The sequence below is a fragment of the candidate division WOR-3 bacterium genome (assembly GCA_039802205.1).
In the GTDB taxonomy this organism is placed as follows: domain Bacteria; phylum Hydrothermota; class Tepidihabitantia; order SM23-42; family JAOAFX01; genus JAOAFX01.
Genome location: JBDRWD010000017.1, coordinates 1 through 22,352 on the forward strand (window position 1 = coordinate 1; position 22,352 = coordinate 22,352).

Annotated in this window: 24 protein-coding genes and 1 pseudogene; 22 read left to right on the forward strand and 3 right to left on the reverse strand. The window is 40.1% G+C overall.

All coding sequences use genetic code 11. The annotated features are described in order from the left end of the window. Both ABIL39_05300 and ABIL39_05305 read right to left on the reverse strand, forming a co-directional pair. Positions 1–2,228, reverse strand: a 2,228-nt coding sequence (locus ABIL39_05300; GenBank protein ID MEO0165536.1) for a hypothetical protein, incomplete at its 3' end; no start/stop codon positions are given. Positions 2,229–2,477: 249 nt separating this feature from the next. Then, complete coding sequence (locus tag ABIL39_05305; protein MEO0165537.1) at positions 2,478–2,750, reverse strand: hypothetical protein; 273 nt, start codon at positions 2,748–2,750, stop codon at positions 2,478–2,480. 749 nt (positions 2,751–3,499) lie between these two features. Between ABIL39_05305 and ABIL39_05310 the strand changes: the two genes are divergently transcribed. The 12 genes and pseudogenes from ABIL39_05310 to cysK all read left to right on the forward strand — a co-directional run bounded on the left by ABIL39_05310 (position 3,500) and on the right by cysK (position 11,924). Continuing rightward, entirely contained in the window at positions 3,500–3,793 is a 294-nt protein-coding gene (locus ABIL39_05310) for a YHS domain-containing protein (protein MEO0165538.1), read from the forward strand. 44 nt (positions 3,794–3,837) lie between these two features. After that, the gene (locus ABIL39_05315; protein ID MEO0165539.1) at positions 3,838–4,164 is read left to right on the forward strand and encodes an efflux RND transporter permease subunit; all 327 of its coding nucleotides are present in this window, start codon (positions 3,838–3,840) and stop codon (positions 4,162–4,164) included. Positions 4,165–4,197: 33 nt separating this feature from the next. Further along, on the forward strand, positions 4,198–4,620 hold the full coding sequence (locus ABIL39_05320; GenBank protein MEO0165540.1) for an Rrf2 family transcriptional regulator: 423 nt from the start codon (positions 4,198–4,200) through the stop codon (positions 4,618–4,620). Then, positions 4,613–5,596 (forward strand): 7-cyano-7-deazaguanine synthase, encoded by a 984-nt coding sequence (locus ABIL39_05325; protein ID MEO0165541.1) that lies wholly within the window; start codon positions 4,613–4,615, stop codon positions 5,594–5,596. The genes ABIL39_05320 and ABIL39_05325 overlap by 8 nt, the downstream gene beginning before the upstream one ends. Before the next feature lie 35 nt (positions 5,597–5,631). After that, positions 5,632–6,264: a DUF4346 domain-containing protein gene (locus ABIL39_05330; GenBank protein ID MEO0165542.1), complete on the forward strand. Its 633-nt coding sequence runs from the start codon at positions 5,632–5,634 to the stop codon at positions 6,262–6,264. 28 nt (positions 6,265–6,292) lie between these two features. After that, positions 6,293–6,388: pseudogene (locus tag ABIL39_05335) on the forward strand (PLP-dependent transferase). 32 nt (positions 6,389–6,420) lie between these two features. Further along, positions 6,421–6,693, forward strand: coding sequence for a hypothetical protein (locus ABIL39_05340; protein MEO0165543.1), 273 nt, complete (start codon positions 6,421–6,423; stop codon positions 6,691–6,693). 16 nt (positions 6,694–6,709) lie between these two features. Further along, a complete protein-coding gene (locus tag ABIL39_05345; GenBank protein MEO0165544.1) occupies positions 6,710–8,497 on the forward strand; it encodes a TonB-dependent receptor in 1,788 nt (595 codons plus the stop codon). Between the two features lie 15 nt (positions 8,498–8,512). Next, positions 8,513–9,583 (forward strand): AIR synthase family protein, encoded by a 1,071-nt coding sequence (locus ABIL39_05350; protein MEO0165545.1) that lies wholly within the window; start codon positions 8,513–8,515, stop codon positions 9,581–9,583. After that, positions 9,580–10,503, forward strand: a complete 924-nt coding sequence (locus ABIL39_05355; protein ID MEO0165546.1) for a permease — start codon at positions 9,580–9,582, stop codon at positions 10,501–10,503. Before ABIL39_05350 ends, ABIL39_05355 begins: the two co-directional genes overlap by 4 nt. 79 nt (positions 10,504–10,582) lie before the next feature. Then, positions 10,583–10,897: an ArsR family transcriptional regulator gene (locus ABIL39_05360; protein MEO0165547.1), complete on the forward strand. Its 315-nt coding sequence runs from the start codon at positions 10,583–10,585 to the stop codon at positions 10,895–10,897. 103 nt (positions 10,898–11,000) lie between these two features. Beyond that, entirely contained in the window at positions 11,001–11,924 is a 924-nt protein-coding gene (cysK, locus tag ABIL39_05365) for a cysteine synthase A (GenBank protein MEO0165548.1), read from the forward strand. A 12-nt stretch (positions 11,925–11,936) separates the two neighbouring features. On the opposite strand, the gene ABIL39_05370 is transcribed toward cysK, so the two are convergent. Further along, complete coding sequence (locus tag ABIL39_05370; GenBank protein ID MEO0165549.1) at positions 11,937–12,809, reverse strand: DMT family transporter; 873 nt, start codon at positions 12,807–12,809, stop codon at positions 11,937–11,939. A 421-nt stretch (positions 12,810–13,230) separates the two neighbouring features. Between ABIL39_05370 and ABIL39_05375 the strand changes: the two genes are divergently transcribed. The 10 genes from ABIL39_05375 to ABIL39_05420 all read left to right on the forward strand — a co-directional run bounded on the left by ABIL39_05375 (position 13,231) and on the right by ABIL39_05420 (position 22,239). Then, positions 13,231–14,223: a hypothetical protein gene (locus ABIL39_05375; GenBank protein ID MEO0165550.1), complete on the forward strand. Its 993-nt coding sequence runs from the start codon at positions 13,231–13,233 to the stop codon at positions 14,221–14,223. A 95-nt stretch (positions 14,224–14,318) separates the two neighbouring features. Beyond that, positions 14,319–14,882: a hypothetical protein gene (locus tag ABIL39_05380; protein ID MEO0165551.1), complete on the forward strand. Its 564-nt coding sequence runs from the start codon at positions 14,319–14,321 to the stop codon at positions 14,880–14,882. Positions 14,883–15,050: 168 nt separating this feature from the next. Further along, positions 15,051–16,274: a serpin family protein gene (locus tag ABIL39_05385; protein MEO0165552.1), complete on the forward strand. Its 1,224-nt coding sequence runs from the start codon at positions 15,051–15,053 to the stop codon at positions 16,272–16,274. A gap of 150 nt (positions 16,275–16,424) precedes the next feature. Next, positions 16,425–16,793: a hypothetical protein gene (locus tag ABIL39_05390; GenBank protein ID MEO0165553.1), complete on the forward strand. Its 369-nt coding sequence runs from the start codon at positions 16,425–16,427 to the stop codon at positions 16,791–16,793. Further along, positions 16,750–17,571 (forward strand): flavodoxin family protein, encoded by an 822-nt coding sequence (locus tag ABIL39_05395; protein MEO0165554.1) that lies wholly within the window; start codon positions 16,750–16,752, stop codon positions 17,569–17,571. Before ABIL39_05390 ends, ABIL39_05395 begins: the two co-directional genes overlap by 44 nt. Positions 17,572–17,696: 125 nt before the next feature. Then, positions 17,697–19,535, forward strand: a complete 1,839-nt coding sequence (locus ABIL39_05400) for an OmpA family protein (GenBank protein ID MEO0165555.1) — start codon at positions 17,697–17,699, stop codon at positions 19,533–19,535. 73 nt (positions 19,536–19,608) lie between these two features. Beyond that, the gene (mscL, locus tag ABIL39_05405; protein ID MEO0165556.1) at positions 19,609–20,049 is read left to right on the forward strand and encodes a large conductance mechanosensitive channel protein MscL; all 441 of its coding nucleotides are present in this window, start codon (positions 19,609–19,611) and stop codon (positions 20,047–20,049) included. Between the two features lie 181 nt (positions 20,050–20,230). Further along, positions 20,231–21,106: a VIT1/CCC1 transporter family protein gene (locus ABIL39_05410; GenBank protein ID MEO0165557.1), complete on the forward strand. Its 876-nt coding sequence runs from the start codon at positions 20,231–20,233 to the stop codon at positions 21,104–21,106. Positions 21,107–21,109: 3 nt separating this feature from the next. Further along, the gene (locus ABIL39_05415; protein MEO0165558.1) at positions 21,110–21,646 is read left to right on the forward strand and encodes a transposase; all 537 of its coding nucleotides are present in this window, start codon (positions 21,110–21,112) and stop codon (positions 21,644–21,646) included. A gap of 116 nt (positions 21,647–21,762) precedes the next feature. Beyond that, the gene (locus ABIL39_05420) at positions 21,763–22,239 is read left to right on the forward strand and encodes a VIT1/CCC1 transporter family protein (protein ID MEO0165559.1); all 477 of its coding nucleotides are present in this window, start codon (positions 21,763–21,765) and stop codon (positions 22,237–22,239) included. Positions 22,240–22,352 lie beyond the last annotated feature (113 nt).

The following is a 22,352-nucleotide window of genomic DNA, read 5'->3' on the forward strand; positions in this document are numbered from 1 at the left end:
TAAATCACATCGTTCAACTCGTATGCCCTATATATTTCAATATTATTCACGGTTGAGTCTTCGTAAACATAGTTTATCAGTCCATTGGGGTGAACATCAACAAAGGGATGGTGTGCGAATCTTCCATCTTGTGAAACCTGACTTCTATCAACAACCTGATGATTCACAATATCCCATTTTATCCTGAAGATTTTGTCTTCACGCTGGAATGCAATATAGAGATAATTGCCACCCTGACTGATTGATGGAAACCCACAGCGAATTGGAGCAATGGCAGACTCTAACTCACTGAATTGAACATTTGCAGGGTTATTAATCTCAAACCATCCGAGACAGAGATGGGAAGTTGGTCCATTCATAAACCGGTCGCGCCATTCAAAGACCATATAACCGATATTCGTTAAAGGGTCAATTATGAAACTGGGTGGATTGACATCAAGATTGAATGGACCGGTAAAAGAGGCAAGTAGGTATGGTTCGCTCCAGTTCGTCCCATCATACCTTGAAAACCACAACTCACCGCCAGCAACCTGTGGTGTCGGTTCAATATTCCGTTGCCAGATTACACAGGGGTTACCAATATCATTCATTGCAAGACAAGGATTTTCACCTTCTCCAAGCATCCGACGATGAATAGCGTTGGTCGCGGTATAGAGGGAGGCAAATATCCTACCAGCACTTTGATATACTGTCCAGAAGTTTGGTTGTGCTGTGGGATATGCAATCTTGGCTGCTTCATAGGCTGTGGATAATGGCGATGATGATAGATTATAAGGCAGATACCGATAGAGAACTGTCCCTCTATCACCTACCGCATATCCGTGATAGGGGTCAGGGAAACAGACTTCCAAGAGGTCTGTTTCAATGCCACCGTCTTCTTGAAACCAAGAATTTCCTGCATCAACTGTGCCAAGGATTAATCCATTTTGCCCTACTATCCAGCCGAATGTTGGGTCGATGAATTCAATTGCCCTTCCGCCATGTCCGGGATAATCCAGCGCCTTAACATCCCAGGTTAACCCTTGGTCAGTAGTAAACCCGACTTTTGGATTTCTGGTTACTGGTTCTACTCCAACTATCCAGGCTGAATCTGGAGATAATGGGCAGACATCAATCCAAGCTCTTGCAAGGGGTCTCAAAGACCAAGTTTCCCCACCATCGGCTGTGAACCACACACCTAAAGGAGGTTCCACTGCCCAACCATAGTTTTGGTCAAAGAATCTTACTCGAGAGAAGGATATGCTCTGTAGTTGAACTTCCCAAGTATACCCACCATCGGATGAATGCAATATCGCACCGGTGGAATGGTTGTACCACCCTTGAGTAACCGCCCAACCTTCGTTTTGATTTACAAAGTCCAAATCAACTAATGCTTGCCAAGGAAGGCGGGAGATATAATCCCAAGTGTTGCCACTATTAGAGGAATAGGCAATAACGCCACTTCCGGTCCCTGCTAAAGTGTAGCCACAGGTCCAGCCTCTCTGATTATCAATGAAATCAATTCCTCTACCAATAATCTGCGCTTCTAATTCATTGATATACTGATATCCCCAAATGGTCCCGCAATTCGTGGTTCTCAAAATCATACCATGGTCACCGTGAAGCCAACCATTCTGTGCATCTACAAAACTGACATCGCAGAGAGTAAGACCACCCCAAGTTTCTATGTTCCAAACCATGAACCTACGACTCATTATCAAACCGTTGTCTCCGACTACCCAACCAAAATTAGGAGAAGTAGTAATCTGATTGACTTTAAAACTATGGCACTTGAAGTTCATATCATCAAGCCAATTTGAACCGCCGTTAGTTGTTCTTAGCACTGCCGGATGATAATTACTCGTGTAGTAACTCCTAAGAACTAATAACCAGCCTTCATTTGCATTATCAAAGCAGACATCAATGATAGGACCTTCCCAGAGAAATTGAATTGACCAACTATCACCTCCATTTGTAGTGTAAAATAAGGCTTGTGATTGCCACGCATACGAAGTATGTGAGACAACCCAGCCAGTTTCGCTATTTACAAAGCAAATCTCAGAATAACCATAATCAGCAGAAGGAGTTTGGTTGGTCCAGGAAATACCGCCATCAGTAGTATGATAAATAATGCCAGGGGGAAATCTATCCCATACGAATTCCTCACCATCTTTTGAAGATTGTGGATCTAACCAGATATATCCTGTGACCCACCCTTCACTTTGAGAGACAAACTCCAAGTCGGACAAGACGAATTTATAGTCTGGTCCAGGAGGCGACGGTAGGTTCGGGATCTCGCGAGAATACCAAGAAACGCCGCCGTTGGTCGTAAATAAGAGGGTGCCAGTGTTATTCGCTGTTAGCCAAACTAAGGCATAACCGTTTTGGTTATCTAAGAATTGAATATCAGAGATACACAATGTTGTTGGTGGATATTGGAATTCAAAAGTATTTCCGCCATCATTAGTGTGAAGAATAACACCATTTTCACCACAAACTCATCCTTCCAGTGCATTTAAGAAGAAAACACCCATCAAATTCACTGTACTCGGGGAATTTAGCCGAATCCAGTTATTACTAACAGGGTCGTGTTTGATGATATATCCACTATCACCGACAGCATAAACTAGCCCAGGCACGACATCAACAGCAAAGGCATCGTTCAGGTTAACCTTGAATGTTTCTGTTCTTTGAAGTTGCCACAATAGTTGTTTTACAGGAGTATATCTAAACAGAAATTCGGATGTGTACATGTCCGTTGGGGCGGACATCGCTATTCCTCTTACCCTATCAAACTCATTCTCAATCGAAAATTCAAATTGAGAGAGGTCAGAGGATAGGGTATATGAACCTTGAGCAAAGAGAATACTCAATAGTCCGATAGATAGCGCGTAGCATCTTTACCTCCTTTCACCCTCACCTTTATCCTCTCCCTTCAAGGGAGAGGACTTCATTTATAATTCTAATTTAAGTATAATAACTTTTTGAGAATTGTCAAGGGGCAATCACACTGAGTCCTCTCTATTTTTTATATCTTTATGAAGGGACGATGAAACTCATGGGCAAGATTTGTAAGGGTAATCAATAATTTAGCGTTGGATACTTTTGTAGGGCAAGGCTTTCGCCTTGCATAAATAAAAAATGCCAACCCGAGGGAATAACCGGTAAAATGGTAGGCGCAGGCTTTAGCCTGCGGATAAATGTTTTTAAATCTTAGGGTATTTCGCACCCTGAAGGTGCGGTTACCTCTAATAATCCAGCGCGCATAAAATTAATTTGACAAAAAGCGGAGAGGACTCAAGCAATCACAAAATTTTTTAATTAACGAAACTAATAGCAGGCAAGGTTGACCACTACAAATATAAAATTCTTACTAAATTAACTCCAGCAAATTCATAGTTTGATGACATAGTCGCCAATATGCTCATTGGGTATAGTCTTATGGTCAATTACCTAAATCGTGAAAAATCTTCGTAACTCTTTCAATTTATCATCGTCAGTATTTATGATGGAGGTCAGAATGAAACAAGCAATTTTTAATAGATTTTCATTTCCTTTTTTGCTCTTTTTAATGATGAGCACAGTTTTAATCTCCTGTGCTGGAGTCAATAAAGAAAAAGTTGATGCCTCAATGATTGGTAAAGAGGTCATCTGTCCTGTCACTGGTGAAAAGTTTAAGATCACCCAGCATACAAGGTTCGTTGATTATCAGGGAAAAAGATACTATTTCTGCTGTCCGGGGTGTGACAAGCAGTTTCTCAAGGACCCGAAAAATATATCAACCAGATGCATGAAACCTGGAATAAAGATGTAGACTCGGTAAACGGTCAACAGATTTCTTAAGTCTGGGTTGGATTCATTGCAGTCTTTGGCATTGCCGATGATGATGCAATCTTGATTACTACATACTTGGACCAGGTCTTTGCCCGGAGAAAACCAAAGACAAAAAGCGAAGTCATTGAAGCGACGGTTGAGGCTGGTAAGGCACGTTTCAGACCTGCATTTATGACCGTTACTACAACCTTTCTGGCTTTACTACCAATCTTTATCTTTGGCAGTACCGGCAAAGAAATAATGCTACCAATGGCAATACCGAGTTTCGGTGGTATGGTTGTTCATATGATAACCTGGTTCATCGTTCCGGTCGTATATTCCTGGTTTGGGGAGAGGAAAATTAAACCTTGACAAAACCCTACTTTTTTGATATACTATTATGCTATGAAGTTAACAACTAAAACCAGATATGCGGTAAGGGCAATGGCTTATTTGGGATGTCGGTTCGGCAAGAGGACAGTTAACCTTAGAGAGGTTGCCTGTAGCGAGGAGATAACCGAGAAATATTTAGAGCAGATTTTTTATAGATTGAATAAGGCAGGACTTCTCAGGACAAAGAAGGGACCCGGTGGTGGATATGAACTTACAAAGAGGCCTTCGGCGATAAAGTTAATAGATATAATGTCTGCAGTAGGAGAAACCCTTGCCCCGGTATTCTGTGTTGCGGATAAAAAGTCAAAATCCTGTCCGAGAAGTAGAAACTGTCCAGCACGACCATACTGGCTGAAATTAAAGAGAACAATAGAAAAATTCTTTAGAGACCATACCCTTGCTGACATTTGCAAAAAATTCCCTAAATATGGCTAAGGCAATCGGTTTACTCTCTGGTGGTCTTGATTCAACCCTTGCGGTAAAACTGATGATTGAGCAAGGGATAGAAGTTATTGCTTTAAATTTTGTTACCCCTTTCTGCACCTGCACAAAAAAGGGTTGTCAGAATGAGGCAAAAAAGGTTGCCGAAAAATTAGGTATTGAATTAAAGATTATCGGTCTTAAAGAAGAATATATTAACCTGGTAAAAAATCCCAAGTATGGCTATGGCAAGAATATGAATCCCTGTATTGATTGCAGGATTTATATGTTTTCAAAGGCGCGAGAATATATGGAAGAAATGCAAGCGGATTTTGTCTTCACCGGTGAAGTGCTCGGCGAGAGACCAATGTCTCAGAATTTAAGGGCGATGGAGATAATTGAAAAAGAATCCGGACTTAAAGGAAGGTTATTGAGACCTTTGAGTGCAAAATTTTTTGAACTAACGATTCCTGAGATAGCAGGGATTGTAAATCGTGAAAAATTGCTCAATATCAGTGGTCGCTCACGAAAGCCCCAGATTTCACTTGCAAAAGAGAAGAATATCTCTGACTATTCCTGTCCTGCTGGTGGTTGTCGCTTAACCGACCCGAATTTTGCCCGAAGATTAAAAGAGGCATTTGAGCACAATGAAGATTCTTTTGAAGATATTATGCTTTTGAGATACGGCCGCCACTTCCGCCTGCCCAGTGGTGCAAAGGTAATCGTGGGAAGGAATGAGTCAGAAAATACCATATTAACAAACTACGCAAGAAATAACGCCTATATTGCACTTGAGGTTAAGGATTTTGTTGGACCAATAACACTTCTTTATAAACACAAAAACGAAGATGATGTTAAAATTGCGGCCCGACTCTGCCTCACTTACAGCGATTATAAAAAAGAAATGCCAACCTGGGTCAATGTTGGCGGCAAAGAATTGATTTTAGCAACGCCGATGCTGCCTCAGGAAATTTTGAGATTTAAAATATGATAAAGAGTTGTAAATTTATACTTGTATTTCTGGTTATGCTCAATGCAGAATATTGCAGGCAACAATCCAAAGAACATAATCAACCACTTCTCCTCTTGATCGGCAAAGATCCAGAGGGTCATTATAGTGGCAAGACATTCCTTGCCTTAGCCAAAAACGGTGTTGATGAAAGAATGAAAGTTGTTGGCTCTCCTGGCCGACTGCCAATATTTAGAAATCTAACCAGGGAAGAAATAAGTGCATTCAGGGAACAAGTTCAAGTTGTAGATATGATCGGCTGCGAAGATGCAAGTCTAATCGTTGAGAAAATCAAAGAGCTCGGTTCTCTTTCATTAAAAGAAATAACCGGCAGAAGTAAATTTACCAGGACAGTTGCGGCGCCAATTATCCAGGCAAAAGAGACAAAAAAAGTAAAGATGGACAAAGCCGGTTATTTTGTAATTATTCCACAGGCACAAAAAGGGATTATAGTTGTAGAACATTATTCTAATAGAAATGAGTTATTGCGGGTGATTGAAGGCAAAGATGCGGCAAGTACCTATAAGACGATTATTGAAAATGGCTGGGTTAATCAACTCTCTCACGCCGCTTATCTTGGAAAGGAACTAATAAAGGCTGAACTTTCAATGAAACTTGGACTTAAATATATCCAGGATGGTGCATATTAAAATGGTCTATGATACAATTCTTGATACAACCGGCATTGCTGATACACTAATTCGTATGTCAGTTGGCATTGAAAATTGTGATGATTTAATTGAGGACATAGACCAGGCGCTGGCACAAATATGATAGCGGTGAAGCAAAAACAAATATAACTAATTATGGAACGACTATATAAAAAAGGGCTACATCTTGAATATTTTACCGTTGGTTATAATGTCATTGAAGCCATTGTCTCAATCACATTTGGAAGGATTGCAAATTCCATCGCTTTGGTTGGATTTGGTCTTGATAGCATAGTTGAATCATTATCGGGCTTAGTTTTGATCTGGCGTCTGAATCAACATAAAAGGATATCATATGTCCTATTCCCTTTAATAATCGCGCTATTTTTATTTAAAGAAGGGTTGGAAGGTTGGGAAGAATCAGAATAAAAAGGAAAGGAGTAATATGGCAATGTTATCTATCCGTAAAACAATGGCAATAACCCTTTTAGATATCCTTGTTCTATGTTTTGCACAGGAAGTTTACGAGATTGAGCCATTAGTCGTTATTGCCACGCGGTATCCCCAAAATATTATGGAAATCACAAGGACAGTCACGATTATTGATTCTACAGAAATAATAAAACACACCTCGCTTGTTGAATTACTTGATGGAATCGCCGGAATTGACATAAAAATAAGGGGCGATAATATTCAGGCCGACCCAAGTATCAGGGGTGCAACATTCCAGCAGGTTTTAGTGATGATTGATGGTGTTAGGGTCAATGACCCCCAGACCGGCCATCATAATTTAAATATCCCTGTGCCCTTAAGCGAGATTGAAAGGATAGAGATTCTCAAGGGCACCGCCTCTTCACTCTATGGCTCTGATGCCTGTGGTGGTGTAATAAATATCATTACCAAAAAGTCTGGGCAGATTAATGGGCGATTAGGGATTGGCAGTTTCTCCTATCATAATCTTGGTGCCAGTATAGGTAATAAAAGTTTCTACATAGATTTTGAAAACAAATCATCTGCGGGCTATGAACCTGGTTATGAGTATCAAATACATAATCTTTTTAGTAAAGTAAATATACCCATTGGCAGGAATATTAAAAATGATTTCTCAATCGGCTATTTAAATAAGATATTCGGCGCAAAAAACTTTTATGCACCCTATCCTTCCTGGGAGGCGAATAAGGCAATCTTTGTTAGTCTGAATAGCCAATGGATTGTTTCGCCCAATTTTATCCTTAACACTGACCTATCATTTCGCACCCACATTGACACATTTGTTCTTGACCGAAACAACCCATCATTTTATGCCAATCACCATCAAACTTTTACCTATGGTGGACAGATTATTGGAACTCTTGATACCAGAAGGGTGGGTATTATCGCAATAGGGGCTGAATTATCTATTGATTCATTAAATAGCACAAGACTCGGACAGCGAAAACAACAAAGAACTGCATTCTTTCTCCAGATTGAAAATAAATTATTAAAAGATAGAATAATTTTGATTTCTGGCATCCGTGATGATTACTACCGACAAATTGAGAATTCCATAAATCCCCATTTGAGTTTATGCTACAGAATTCTTCCATCACTAAAATTGAGGACTGCTTTGGGCAGTTCATTTCGGGTGCCTTCATTCACTGAACTCTATTATCGAGATCCAGCAAACAAAGGCGATTCATTGCTCAAACCGGAATCGGGTATTGAGTATGAGTTCGGTGCCGACCTTCAGAATAAAAGCACATCTATTCAGATTACGCTTTTCAATCGTTTGACCGAGGATGATATTGATTGGGTGAAGAAATCTAATGAAACTTTATGGCAGGTGATGAATATAGGTAAAACAAGGTTCAGTGGTCTTGAATCAGCGGTAAATTTGAATCCCAACCCCTGGCTAAGACTGAAGACCGGAATGTGTTATATTTATATAACCAAAGACTTACCAGGGGAGTATGTATCAAAGTATGCCTTACAGATTCCGAAGATTAATAGCTACTTAACCATTACTACTCTATCAATACTTGACTTCAATCTGGTGTGGCAATATTATGATGAGAATGATACCCGATTCCTGTTCAATACCGCTCTAAACAAAAAATTTAGAATTTCCAAAAAGATTGGGTTGGATTCTCGTTTTATTATTGACAATCTTTTAGATAAAAGATATGAAGATTTTCAGGGTGTTCCCTTGCCCGGACGGGAATTAAATGTTATGTTAAATATTTTAGTATCATAGAAATGAGGAGGCTAAATGGCAAAACTACCAGAGATTGGTAAGATATCGGCGGAAGTATTTAATGAACTGATCTATCCCCATTTAGGAGCAGAAAATAAACATATTCTTGTTGGTCCTCAGCATGGAGTGGATGTGGGGATTGTTGAGATCGGAACAAAGGCAGTGGCGATGACCTCGGATCCGGTCTTTATCGTGCCTGAATATGGATTTAAAAGGGCGGCCTGGTTTGCGATACACATCCTTGCGTCAGATGTAGTAACTTCTGGTCTGCCCCCGACCTATCTAACAATCGATTTGAACCTGCCACTGTCGATGACGGAAGATGAACTTACTACAATCTGGACAACGATAGATGAAGAATGTAAAAAGATGGGGATGGCGATTGTCTGCGGTCACACTGCCCGTTATTATAATTGTTTCTATCCAATGGTTGGCGGTGCTACAGTATTGGCTGTTGGTGATTTAGATAAGTATGTTTCACCAAAATTTTGCCGCAAAGGCGACAAGATAATCATTACTAAAGGTCCAGCAATTGAGGCAAGTGGTATATTTGCTACGATGTTTCCGAATTTACTGAAAAAAGAATTTGGCGAAACATTTGCGAAAAGAGCCGAAAATCTATTTTATAAAATGTCAGTCGTTGAAGATGCTATGACTTCTGTAAAAGTGGGTGTCCGTGATAATGGTATTTCAGCAATGCATGATGCTACTGAATGCGGGGTATGGGGTGGTCTCTATGAAATAGCCCAGGCGGCAAATCTTGGCGTTCGGATAGAGAAAGAAAAGATTGTGATTGAGGATTGTGTAAAAGAAATCTGTAACTTTTTTGGAATTGATCCCTATAAGTCAATCAGTGAAGGGACGTTGATCATCACCTGCCGTGAACATAAGGCAGAAAAAGTGATAGAAACCTTAAAAGAAAAAGGGATAAGGGCTTCTATTGTTGGTGAGCTAATTGATAAAAAATATGGGATGGTTTTAATAGAAGAAGGGAAAGAAAAGCCCCTTGAACATCCCAAAGTCGACCCATTCTGGAAGGCATTCTACGACGCCCTGCAGAATTATGGAAAATTGGAAAAAGCATGACCTGGGGTATAAATCTTATCTTTAACCAATGCTGTCCTGAGACACCGGGATTTTTTGAGGCTTTATTCCATTATCTCATTGAAGTTGGTCCTCCATTGGTCATTGGTTTTCTTTTGAGTGGTATTGTCAATGAATTTGTGCCGGAAGAATGGGTGGAAAGATATCTTGGGGGTGACGGAGTAAAACCAATTCTGCTTGCGACGCTCATTGGTTCAATCTTACCAATCTGTTGCTGGGGTTCATTGCCTCTGGCAGTGAGTTTTCAGAAGAAGGGCGCAAGGTTAGGTCCAATCTTAGCATTTTTAGTGGCAACGCCTGGAACCTCTATTTCTGCTGTCTTAGTAACCTGGTCTGTGCTTGGATTGAAGTTTGCAATGTATATTTTTGCTGCGGTTATCATCATGGGTATTGTAATGGGGTTGATTGGCAATCTATTTTCGGTTTCTGGGGTGAATAATAGTGCAGAATCACGATGTCATTGTTGTGAAAACGAGACAAATAAGACAATATCGCAGCATATTCTATCAGTTTTAAAATTTGCCTTTATTGATATGATAAAGGACATCGGATTAGAGACACTAATCGGACTTGTTATTGCGGCGATTGTTGCTTCATCAGACCCGGTCGGTAGGTTTGTAAAACTCTATCTCGGTAATTACTGGGGATTTTTATTTGCCCTCATCTTTGGTATTTTGATGTATATTTGTGCGACCTCAAGCCCACCAATGGTTGATGCATTTATTACTCGCGGGTTATCATCCGGCGCTGGAATGACAGTGTTGCTTGTTGGTCCGATAACCAGTTATGGAACAATTCTGGTGATGCGTAAAAAATTCGGATTCAAAATTCTCTTTGTATATCTAATAGCCATCTCCTTGCTTTCTTTGATTTTTGGATATCTGTTCCAAACTATCGCTTGATTTTACCACAATGCCAAAGAATATTCTCATTTCATCATTTCTACAATTGACAAAATGATGATTTTATGTATTATTGATTATGGAAAGAAGAAAGAAAATACCAGAAGTTCATTATCGGGCATCGCGGATATGTCGGATCTTAGGCAATCCTACTGCTTATGAAATTCTACATTTGTTAAGGAATAATATGATGAGACCTGAGGAGATAGCGTCAGCACTGGGTGTTAGTATGTCTACAGTTTCCATGACTCTCCGCTCATTAAGACAAATTGATCTGGTGAGATATATCGTAAAATGGAAAAAGAGGATATACTGGATAAAGGATGAAAAGGTTCTGACCGTTATGGATGAATTGGAAAAATTAGTTAAACGAATCAAGTTTCGTGATTATTAATTTATTATTTCTACAATTGTTGAAGTGATAAAATGATAGCTAAGGATCGGTATATCAGTAGAGTTAAGGATAAGTGGGGTATCAGTATAATTGGAGACTCGGGATGAAAATTGCTAATGATATAACTGAGTTGATTGGCAATACACCATTGGTGAGATTGAATAGAATGACCAGGGGGATTGATGCGGAGGTCATTGCCAAACTTGAGTTTTTTAATCCGCTCTCGAGTATCAAGGACCGCATCGGCTATGCAATGATTAAGGATGCTGAAGAGAAAGGGTATATTAACAAAGATACGGTAATAATTGAACCAACTTCGGGTAATACTGGTATAGGTCTTGCCTTTGTTTGTGCTGCAAAGGGTTATCGTTTAATTATTACAATGCCTGAACATATGAGTATTGAAAGACAAAGGATTCTCAAGGCACTTGGAGCCGAACTGGTTTTAACCCCAAAGGCAGAGGGAATGAGTGGCGCAGTAAGAAAGGCGGAAGAATTATCCAGGGAAATTCCAAACTCATTCATTCCCCAGCAGTTCAAGAATCCAGCCAACCCTGAGATTCATCGAAAAACAACCGCCCTGGAAATATGGAATGACACCGATGGTAAGGTTGATATCTTGGTTGCTGGCGTAGGAACAGGGGGCACAATTACTGGTATAAGTGAAGTTATCAAATCAAAAAAACCAGAGTTTAAGGCAATTGCGGTAGAACCTGCATCATCGCCAGTTCTTTCTGGCGGGCAGGCCGGACCCCATAAAATCCAGGGCATCGGTGCTGGATTTGTACCAGAGATATTTCGTCCAGAATTGATCGATGAGATAATCAGGGTATCAGATGATGATGCCATTGCAACCGCCCGGCGTCTGGCAAGAGAAGAAGGAATTTTTTGCGGCATCTCCTCAGGTGCAGCCACCTGGGCGGCATTGGAAGTAGCAAAAAGGCAGGAAAATAAAAACAAGATGATAGTCGTTATCCTACCCGATACCGGTGAACGGTATTTAAGTACTGAATTATACGCTGATTAACCAGAAAAACAATTAAACCTCTTCTTTCTTGGAGATGAAATAGATACCGGCGAGCAAGAATAGTAGTCCGAGGAATTGTTCGGCAGTAAAGCGTTCTTTTAAAATCACATATCCCAGAAAAGTAGCAAAGAAAGGAGTGGAGAGTTCCAGGGCGGAAACCTGGGCGGCTTTGATACGTTTTAAACCTTCATAATAGAGAATTGTGCCGATGCCAATCACCAAACCCAACAAAATTTGATAGATACTGGTGATTTTTATTCCGTGGTTTAACATAAGATAAAGAAAGAATCCCACACCAGCAAACAAGAATCGGTAAAATGCAATGACCTGGGCAGGCAGATCTTTTAAATATTTTCTGGTGGTTATTGCCGTCGTTGCCCAGGCAAAGGTTGCTGAGAGCACAAGGAGGTCGCCGAAAGTACCAAATTTTAAATTCTTCAGGTTTTCCACCGTTCTGGTTGATACTAAAATTCCCGCCGTTATCATAAAAATGATGCCCAGATAATCGAATTTTGTCAGCCGGTCAGATTTCAAGAAGAAATATCCGAGAATTACAATAAAAATAGGTTGGATATGGCCAATAACGACTGCATTTATCACCATCACTTTGGTGAAGGCGTAGGTATAAATGAAATCCGCAAAAAGTGTTGCGGCAAGAGAGAGATAAATCAGCCATTTGATTTTTTCTGAGCCAACCTTCAATGTTCTGGGACTTTTTAACAGTGTATAAATCGTGATAATGGTTAAACCGAAGAAAATGCGGGCAGCAAATGTATTCAAAACATCCGCGGTCTGGAAAGATAGCTTGGCAAAAATCGGTTCCAATGCCCACATGATACTGGCACCTAAAACCGAAAGTATTCCCACGGTTTTCCACGTCGGCATGAAGAATGATATTCAAAATTTTGCTTTCGGCAATAGTGAAAAGATTTTTTAAGGTTATTAAATCTCTGAGTCCTCTCAACTTTTTGTCAAATCATTTTCATGCGCGCTGGATTATTAGAGTTACCGCACCCTTCAGGGTACGAAATACCCGGTGAGTTAAAAATATTTATCCGCAGGCTGAAGCCTGCGCCTACCATTTTACCGGTTACCATCCGACCACCTCAGGCTGGCATTTTTTATTTATGTAAGGCGAAAGCTTGCCCTACAAAAATCCCAGCGCCAAATCATTGATTACCCTTACAAATCTTGCCCATGAGTTTTATCGCCCCTTCATAAGATATAAAAAATATTGAGAGGATCAGATTAAATTCTTGTTGACTTTTTCTGGATTATAAATAAAATTAGAAAAGGAGAGGAAACAATGGATGTAAAAATTTCACACATGGCCATTTGTTTTCTTTTATTTTTCTTTTCTGGATGTCCTGTTCATTTTGAGTACTGGAAATTGACGACCTCGAGCGAAGAAGGTTATCTTAAATTGACCAAAATAACCACCCGCGAAGACCTGGTAGATACTGATTCCCCATTTGGATTAAGCAAAGACGGAACAAAGATTGCATTTATCTCTTGGCGCAGCGGTAATGGTGACATTTATGTTCGGCCCCTTGGCACCGGAAGCAAGACATCAATCCAGCGGACATTCAGTTCTGAAACGGAGACCCAACCGGTATTTTCTCCGGATGGAAAACAGATCGCCTTTTCCGTCTGGAAAGAAGGTTCACGGAAAATCTGTCTGATAGAAGCGGAAGGGGGTTCCGCGGTGAGGTTCATTACTACTTCTACTCCACAGAATGCTGAGTATCCTGATTTCGCGCCGGACGGAAATCTGCTTGCTTTTAATTCTTTTAATATTATTTGGGATTCTAAAACACAACAATGGACACGACAGATCGGTTCCGAGTATATCTGGATTTATGATATCACCACTGGTAGTTTTACTCAGTATGTCCAAGGATTGATGCCCAAGTTCACCCCTGATGGTAAGAATATTATCTTCAAGCGCCTATCCCAGAAAGGCTGGTATGGACTCTGGATGCTCAATCTTGCAACCGGCTCGGAAACCCAGATTACTGGAGGTGAAGATTGGGGGGTCGGTTATTTCAGTATTGCACCGGATGGGAAAAAAATTGTCTTCGCCTCCAATAAAGGCACAAAGGAAAACACGGGGACCCGTCTTAACAGCAATTTATGGGCAGTGAATATTGACGGCTCCAACCTGCTACAGTTGACCTTCCACCCTGGGGATGATATCTGCCCGGTTTGGTCGCAGGATGGAAAATACATCTATTTCTTAGCTTGCAGGGGTGAAGAAAAAGAGGGGGTGATGAATATCTGGCAGATGGAGGTTAGATAATGCTCCGGATTCAGAGAATTATATTCATATTAATATGTAGTACTTCCGTAATTTTTGCTGGTCCGCCTCCAGATGTAAGCATGGAGGGAGTGCCCATGACAAAGCCCAAAACCAAAGGATTAAGATGGGTAGGTTTTGAATACGGTTGGTATAGTCCATCATTGGCGGAATTAAATGATAAGTTTGAGAACACCTTCAGGGGTGAACGGATCGGCACCAACGATTATCTCTCGCTGGGGATTGGTCTTCCCACGCCGGGTAATAACCGGGCAGGATTCTTTTTTGCCTACTGGGATGGAGGACTTAAAGAAGGCGTGAGCACTCTGAAGTTAAATATGATTATTCTTTCGGGTGAGGTTTCTTTTGGGATAATCCGCATCCCCAATCGGGCAATTTTCTCTCCAGGGTTAATAATTAGGGATGTCTTTGGCTGGTGGACATTCAAAAGTGCTGGTATTGATACTACGGAATTTTCACTTGTGATGGATATTGGCGCGAAGGGGACCGCCGAATATTATCCGGTGAAAAATATTGGAATAAAACTCGACTTTGGTTGGTTAGCCTGGGGATTGGATTTAATGCACCTCCTGGGTGAAGATAAAATAAAACTCCAGACCCCCGGGAATATCTTAAAATTGGGGGTAAATTTCTATTACTGAAAATCAAGGGCGACAAAAAATTATTTTGACAATGATTTATAAAAATGCCCAGCAGATTTCTGCAGACATCAGATACTGGTAAATCAAATTCCGAAAACACCATGGGGCAATCTTCCCTTGACTTCTTTTTTAAAATATGGATAATCTTTAACAAACACAGGAGGTGTTATGCTCAGGAAATTGCTTTTAACTGATTTGATATTGGTTTTCTTCCTGACCGGTATGGGGGGAAGGGCAAAGCTCTCCCAGGATACCTCTCCGGATATGAATATGATTGTTAACGGCAACAATCAATTTTGTTTCAAACTCTATCAACAGTTGAGGGAAAAAGAGGTGGAAAACATTTTTTATTCACCTTTCAGCATTACCATGGCAATGGGAATGGTCTTTGAAGGGGCAAGGGGCTGGGTTCAGGGTGAGATGCACGAAGTCTTTAAGTTCCCCCTGAATAACCAGAAGCGTCGGGAATCCTTTCTTGCCCTTTATAAACAGCTCAATAAGAAGAACGCCAAATATAAATTGCATGTTGCCAATGCATTATGGATACAAAAAGATTATCCATTTTTACCCAAGTATTTGAAGACAATCCAGAAATTTTATGATGGTTATGCCCGGAATGTTGATTTTATTGCCGCACCTGAGCCGACCCGACAATTGATAAACAAATGGGTGGAAGGCAAAACCAATCAAAAGATAAAAGACCTCTTTCCACCTGGAACCATTGATCAGCAGTCCCGATTAGTCGTCACGAATGCAATATATTTTAGAGGTCAATGGCTCAAGGAATTTGACAAAACTTTGACTACCGAAGAGGACTTCTGGGTTACCGGGACCAGAGCGGTCAAGGTGCCAATGATGAAGCGTATTGACCCGGAAGCAAAATTCAACTATGCCGAAACCGAGGAACTCCAGTTGTTGGAACTACCCTATGATGGTAGTGACCTGGCGATGTTTATATTATTACCTCGGAAGAATGATTTGAGTTCAATTGAAAAAGATTTGACCTACGAAAAGTTTGAGGAGTTGAAAAAACTTTTGTCTCCCACAAGAGTAGAGGTTTATCTGCCAAGATTTACCTTTAAAACCCGCTATCTCTTGACCCCTTACCTTGCTCAGTTAGGCATGCCCAACGCCTTTGCACCCCATTGCGATTTTTCCGGGATTGATGGGACTAAAAATTTATACATCCGTTCAGTGGTCCACCAAGCATATGTGGATGTAAATGAAGAAGGAACTGAGGCCGCGGCTGCCACTGGAGCTGTTGTCGGTATTACTTCGGTGGGACCGATAATTCCGGTATTCCGCGCTGACCATCCGTTTATCTTTATAATTCAGGAGAAGAATACTGGTATTATCCTTTTCGTTGGCAGGGTGATTGAGCCGAAAACCTGATGTTGGATGCTAATTGTGCGAGAAAAAGTCGGGATTAACGAAATCAAATTGATGAATTCGCGGTCTTTTCAGGGTAATAAAAACGCAGGGCGTGGATAATCTGGAGATAAGAAAAAGAATAATTGAGATTGTGAATAACTTGATAGCAAGATGAACTACCAGGATAAAGAACTTGCCCAAGGAAGATGGTTTCAGTTTGCTTTTATTGAACAGATGGCACATATTGGTGGTGAAGTTAATAGGGTGGTTAGCTGGCGCGAGAAAAATCGTGCATGCAGTATAAATGCGGTAGAAAGGGCGCTCGAACTTATTGATTTGACGATTACCGATCCTAAAAATAAAAGACGCTTAAAGGAATTTTTACGATTGCGTGAGGTGCTTGTTGATTATTTTTATTTTGATAACCAAGACCGTTCTTCAGATAAATTATGGCAGAATTATTTTTATCCATTTTTTATGCTGCAAGGAAGGGAAAATGAAGGTTGGAATAATCATTGTATCAGAAAGGAAGAATGGTAATTGTGACTTACTCGCAAGGTACTCGGAAAAATATTTAAGAGAAAAAGGAGTTACGCCAAATCTTGTATATCTAAAAGATTTTGAGATAAAACAATGTCAGGGATGTATGTCCTGTGTTTTTAAGAACGCAAAATGTAAAATTGATGATGACCTTTATAAACTTGCCGAAAAGATTATAAATACTGATGGTTTAATCTTATTTGCACCAACCTATGTATTAACAATTCCGGGTAAATTAAAAATTTTTCTTGATAGATTTTTGTGCCTTTATCCATTGATTAAAGACAAACCCGAATGGCCCGCAATAAGTATCGGTGTCGCATCGCCCATAGACTGGAATCAATTCCAGTTGCCCCTGATGAATATTTTCTTGCTGGCGTTTGGTTGCCGGGTTGTTGATAGTTTCTTTATCTACGGTGCAGGACAGGGAGAGGTATTGCTGGAAGATGGGATAACCAAACTCGAAAGATCAATTAATGGTCTGATTGATTTTAAATGCGAGCCTTTTGCTTCAGTCGTTTCAAAATACTGCCCAATAGATTTTTGTGATATTTTCCAGCGTATAAAAGGTGATTTATATCGCTGCCCGGTATGTTTGACGACTGCGAAAGCGGTTGAAGATGGATTTTATTTTGATGCAAAGGATTTGAATAAACATCGCTGGACCAAAGAAAAAATGGAAGAACATTTTAAAGACTGGATTTTAACAACAAAAGAAAGATTCCGCAGATTGCTTCCGGAGATTCATAGGAAAAAAAGAGATTTAGGACTCTTTTAACCGAGATAATAATCTTAGATTTAAGCAATATAAAATTACACTTAAGTCATAAACGCACATTTGACATATTAAGAAAACTGGCTATAATTAAATAAGTGTTATAAGTGAAAGGGGAAGGAGGTTAAATGAAACGCAACATTATAACGCTATTCGTTGTTATTGCTCTGTGCACTGCTTATTCTAATAATCAGGGTGCATACGGGCTATTCCGCACTGAGTCTGCCTGGAATGGCGGTGCTGGACATTTCCATATCGGTTGGTTCGGACGCTACTTCACCGAAACAAGGGATGTGGCAATTATCGGTGAGCCAGCAGGCGAAGCAGTCCATGGTGGTGGTGATATGTTTTTTGGTCTTGGTTATGCGATTACCGATAACCTGGCATTCAATATTGCGACTTCATTACATGGAGACGGTGTTAACTATACCGCAACCGATTACAATCGGGCAAGTTTAGGCTGGGGTGATACAAAACTCGGTTTGAAACTGAGCCTTGGTAAAGAAAACTTTGCCTGGGCAATCGGACCGGTTTTATCATTACCGACAGGTTCAGACCGCGGGACAAGTCTTACACAGAGAAACTACCCGATTTTCGGCGAAGCCTATGGTAATGATGGTGGTGTTTTTCGTTATTTCTCCAGTGGGGCAATAGATTACGGTGTTTTAATGGGCGTATCTTTTAAGTCCAAACTGATGACCCTTGATTTGAATGGAGGTTACATTGACCGAAATAAGAACGATGATGAAATGGGCTGGCGTAATAATTACACGATTTATCGCGCGGCATTGAGCTGGGATCTGGGTAAAATTACTCCGTTTATTGAAGTCGGTGGAATTGATTTTTGTGGTGAAGATCAGTTCTTTACATTTATTGATGATGATGCAATCTTTGGCGCGAATGAGGTTTATTATACCCCGGGTATCAGTTTCCGACCTGGTAGATTCAGTTTGAATCTTGCAGTTGATGTTCGCGCCTGGGAAGGATTGAATGACCACGCATTTCCAACTGCATTGACCGACAGCACAAATATTACCACCGGCTGGGGTGTTGCACCACCCTGGGCAGTGATTGCAGGATTCTCTTATTGTGTTGATTTCAAACCTGAAGGTCCAAAATTGGCAATTATTGCTGGAACTGTTGTCAATGATAAGACAGATGAACCACTCGTTGCTAATGTAGCATTTTACCGTGATGGTTCTCTTGTTAAATCCATTACTTCAAATACCTTTGGTCAATTTGAATTAAAGGAACTTGAACCCGGTAATTATCGCATTGTTGCATCACTTGATGGGTTTTATGATGAGTCAATTGAATTGCTGGTCGGTGTCGGAGAAAAGATACCTCTGAGTTTGAGATTGAGGCCGGTACCGACCGAAGGTGAACTGACAGTTAATGTAATTGATTTATCAACCCGTCAGCCAATGGTTGCGAAGGTTACTATCGGTGATGTTGTAGAAGAGATGACATCTTCAATGACCAAGACATTAAAGGCGGGCACATATACGATAAAGGCAAGTGTCACCGATGAGAATTATCTACCTTATGAGAGAACGGTAACAATAGAAGCGGGCAAAAAATTAGAACTGGAAATTGCACTTGTGAAGAAAGAATTCAAAATTGTATTGCCAGAAATTTATTTTGAAACGGCAAAGTCCGAGATAAAACCTGAATCGTATCCAGTCCTTGACGATGCCGCGAAAACAATTGCCGAGATCTTTGCAGGGAATGCGACCACAACTATTGAAGTTCAGGGTCATACCGATAGCAGAGGTTCTGATAGTTACAATCTTAAACTATCTCAAGATAGGGCAAACGCAGTCAAAGATTATCTCGTTACTAAACACAATCTGGATGCGAATCGTTTAATTCCCAAGGGATACGGTGAATCCAAACCAGTTGTGCCGAATACTACACCTGAGAATATGGCGAAGAATCGCAGGGTTGAATTTGTGATAATTAAATAAGAATCCACTTATATTTTAAAAAAGGGGAGGTTTAACACCTCCCCTTTTGTGGTTTAAATTCTAAGGAGGTTCTATGTTTTCTGAATTCAAAAAATTTGCAATGCGGGGTAATGTTATTGACCTCGCAGTCGGTTTTATTATGGGCGGTGCCTTTGGTGCGATTGTAAACTCGCTGGTGAATGATATCATTATGCCGCCTATAGGGTTGCTGCTGAATAAAGTAGACTTTTCAAATCTATTCATAAACCTTTCCGGACAGCCGTTTACAAGTCTGGCAGAGGCAAAAAAAGCCGGTGCTCCAACAATAAATTATGGGCTATTTTTAAATACGGTGATTAATTTTATAATTATTGCCTTTGCGCTATTTCTCATGATTAAGCAGGTTAACCGATGGACTGCACCTAAACCCCAGGCACCCGCTCCACCGACGACCAAGGAATGCCCATTTTGTTTTACTGCTATTCCCATTAAAGCAGTGCGCTGCCCTAATTGCACATCTGAATTGAAAGAATAAAAGGGGTGTGGGGCAAGGCTTTAGCCTTGCAGACAAAACCAAAATCTCCGTAGGGCAAGGCTTTCATCAAAAACCGATGGTTCTTTCAGAACCAGAGGTTAGCATTGGAGACAAAACTTTATTCTTGAAAAACATAAAAGAATCAGTATAATCTACCTTAGATGCCAAACTGGATATTACTATGCCTGAATTAGATAGCGTGCTTAGAGAAAAAATAATTAATAGCCAGCGAACAGAACTAACCGAGCATTATATCTACAAAAAGCTTTCTAATTTTGTTAAAGAAGAAGAGTACCGAAGGATTCTTATGCAAATTTCTGATGAGGAACTCAAACATTATCAATTTTTTAAATCCCTGACAGGAGAAGAACTAAAACCAGATGGATTAAAAATCTTTTTTTATGTCGGGGTTGCACGGATTTTTGGTATAAATTTTGGACTAAAACTTATGGAAAAAGGCGAGGACCTTGCACAGCAAACATATGATGAAATAAAAAAAGTCGCATCTGAAATAGATAATATAATCAAGGATGAGAACAGACACGAAAATGAATTAATAAGTTTAATAAAAGAGGAACGTCTGAAATATGTAAGTTCAATCGTGCTTGGTTTGAATGATGCCCTGGTAGAAATAAGTGGGGCACTTGTAGGATTTTCTCTGGCACTTCAGAAAACACAGATTGTTGGAATTGTTGGCTTGATTACCGGTATCGCTGGTGCCCTTTCCATGGGTGCCTCTTCCTATTTGTCAGCCAAGGAAGAGACTTCGGATAAGGTTCCAATGAAAGCAGGTTTATACACTGGCCTTGCTTATATCGGCACGATCGTAATTCTTGTTCTACCGTATTTTCTGTTGAGAAATATTGTTATGTGTTTGGGATTCACAATTATTACTGTATTCCTCCTCATATATATTTTTAATTACTATGTTGCAGTTGCTAAAGAATTGAAATTTAGAGATAGATTTCTTGAAATGGCAGGGATAAGCCTTGGTGTTGCGGCGATAAACTTTTTGATAGGCTTGGCAATGCGCAAAGTGTTTGGAATAGACATATAGGATATGATTTCGCCCCATGTAGGGCAAGGCTTTAGCCTTGCGACAAATAAGAAAGAATACTCTACCCCAAAAATCAAATATAAAAAACGTATTCGTTTGAAAAATTTTGATTATAAAGGAACCTATCGGTATTTTGTTACGCTGTGTACTGCTAATAAAGGCATGATTTTCGTAAAAAAATCAATTGTGGATTGGTTAATAAAATTACTTCGTGGGTCATCGGAATCTTTTGGGTTCAAAGTTTGGGCATATTGCTTTATGCCCGATCATTTACATATACTAATAGAGGGGATAAGAGAAAATTCTGATTTTAGAAAATTTATCGGTCAATACAAACAGATAACAGCATATTATTACAGAAAAATAAAAGGGCGAAGATTATGGCAGATTGGATATTATGAACATGTGCTTCGTAAAAATGAAGATACGATCGCCGTAGCAAAATACATTTTGGGTAATCCTGTGAGAAGGGGATTGGTAGATGATTATAAGAGTTATGAATTTCTTGGGTCTTTTGAGTTTGATGTTAAGCAAACCTAAAGGTTTGTCCTACATGTTGAAATATTCCAGTGATGTAGGGCAAGGCTTTAGCCTTGCAGATAAAACCAAAATCTCCGTAGGGCAAGGCTTTAGCCTTGCGAACAAAGGAGCTATTTATGCTTAAACATTCATTAAAAACCGGATTTAGTTTTGGCTCAACATCCGGAATAATAACAACCCTGGGGTTAATGGTGGGACTCCATTCAGGAACCCATTCAAAAATTGTAGTTATCGGTGGTATCCTGACAATTGCAATAGCCGATGCCTTCTCGGATGCCCTCGGTATTCACATCTCTGAAGAGTCCGAAAATAGACATACCACAAAAGAGATATGGGAATCAACGATAATGACATTTATTGCTAAATTCTTATTTGCCCTTACATTCCTTGTTCCGGTTTTAATCTTTTCTCTTGCTACAGCAATCATTGTCAGTGTTATATGGGGGCTTTTCCTCATCTGCCTTTTCAGTTTTATGATGGGCAAAGAACAAAATTCCAATCCTTGGACGATAGTAGGAGAACATTTATTTATCACGATTGTGGTTATAGTCATAACCCATTTCATTGGTGACTGGATCGCGACATTTAAATGAAAGGACCAAAAATGGCGAAAAAGGACTAAAGAGGTCAAAAAGGCGAAAGATGACTAAAGGGCAGAAGGCGATAAAAAGGGTAAAAAAAGGAAAAGAAGGGTAAACAAGGGTGA

Coding starts and splice junctions, on each gene's coding strand:
- ABIL39_05320 (MEO0165540.1), top strand. CDS start 4,198: ATGAAGTTAACAACTAAAACCAGATATGCGGTAAGGGCAATGGCTTAT.
- ABIL39_05395 (MEO0165554.1), top strand. CDS start 16,750: ATGAAGGTTGGAATAATCATTGTATCAGAAAGGAAGAATGGTAATTGT.
- ABIL39_05380 (MEO0165551.1), top strand. CDS start 14,319: ATGACAAAGCCCAAAACCAAAGGATTAAGATGGGTAGGTTTTGAATAC.
- ABIL39_05370 (MEO0165549.1), bottom strand. CDS start 12,809: ATGCCGACGTGGAAAACCGTGGGAATACTTTCGGTTTTAGGTGCCAGT.
- ABIL39_05385 (MEO0165552.1), top strand. CDS start 15,051: ATGCTCAGGAAATTGCTTTTAACTGATTTGATATTGGTTTTCTTCCTG.
- ABIL39_05410 (MEO0165557.1), top strand. CDS start 20,231: ATGCCTGAATTAGATAGCGTGCTTAGAGAAAAAATAATTAATAGCCAG.
- ABIL39_05355 (MEO0165546.1), top strand. CDS start 9,580: ATGACCTGGGGTATAAATCTTATCTTTAACCAATGCTGTCCTGAGACA.
- ABIL39_05350 (MEO0165545.1), top strand. CDS start 8,513: ATGGCAAAACTACCAGAGATTGGTAAGATATCGGCGGAAGTATTTAAT.
- ABIL39_05310 (MEO0165538.1), top strand. CDS start 3,500: ATGAAACAAGCAATTTTTAATAGATTTTCATTTCCTTTTTTGCTCTTT.
- ABIL39_05325 (MEO0165541.1), top strand. CDS start 4,613: ATGGCTAAGGCAATCGGTTTACTCTCTGGTGGTCTTGATTCAACCCTT.
- ABIL39_05375 (MEO0165550.1), top strand. CDS start 13,231: ATGGATGTAAAAATTTCACACATGGCCATTTGTTTTCTTTTATTTTTC.
- ABIL39_05345 (MEO0165544.1), top strand. CDS start 6,710: ATGGCAATGTTATCTATCCGTAAAACAATGGCAATAACCCTTTTAGAT.
- ABIL39_05330 (MEO0165542.1), top strand. CDS start 5,632: ATGCTCAATGCAGAATATTGCAGGCAACAATCCAAAGAACATAATCAA.
- ABIL39_05360 (MEO0165547.1), top strand. CDS start 10,583: ATGGAAAGAAGAAAGAAAATACCAGAAGTTCATTATCGGGCATCGCGG.
- ABIL39_05305 (MEO0165537.1), bottom strand. CDS start 2,750: ATGTCCGCCCCAACGGACATGTACACATCCGAATTTCTGTTTAGATAT.
- cysK (MEO0165548.1), top strand. CDS start 11,001: ATGAAAATTGCTAATGATATAACTGAGTTGATTGGCAATACACCATTG.
- ABIL39_05420 (MEO0165559.1), top strand. CDS start 21,763: ATGCTTAAACATTCATTAAAAACCGGATTTAGTTTTGGCTCAACATCC.
- ABIL39_05340 (MEO0165543.1), top strand. CDS start 6,421: ATGGAACGACTATATAAAAAAGGGCTACATCTTGAATATTTTACCGTT.
- mscL (MEO0165556.1), top strand. CDS start 19,609: ATGTTTTCTGAATTCAAAAAATTTGCAATGCGGGGTAATGTTATTGAC.
- ABIL39_05400 (MEO0165555.1), top strand. CDS start 17,697: ATGAAACGCAACATTATAACGCTATTCGTTGTTATTGCTCTGTGCACT.
- ABIL39_05390 (MEO0165553.1), top strand. CDS start 16,425: ATGAACTACCAGGATAAAGAACTTGCCCAAGGAAGATGGTTTCAGTTT.
- ABIL39_05415 (MEO0165558.1), top strand. CDS start 21,110: ATGATTTCGCCCCATGTAGGGCAAGGCTTTAGCCTTGCGACAAATAAG.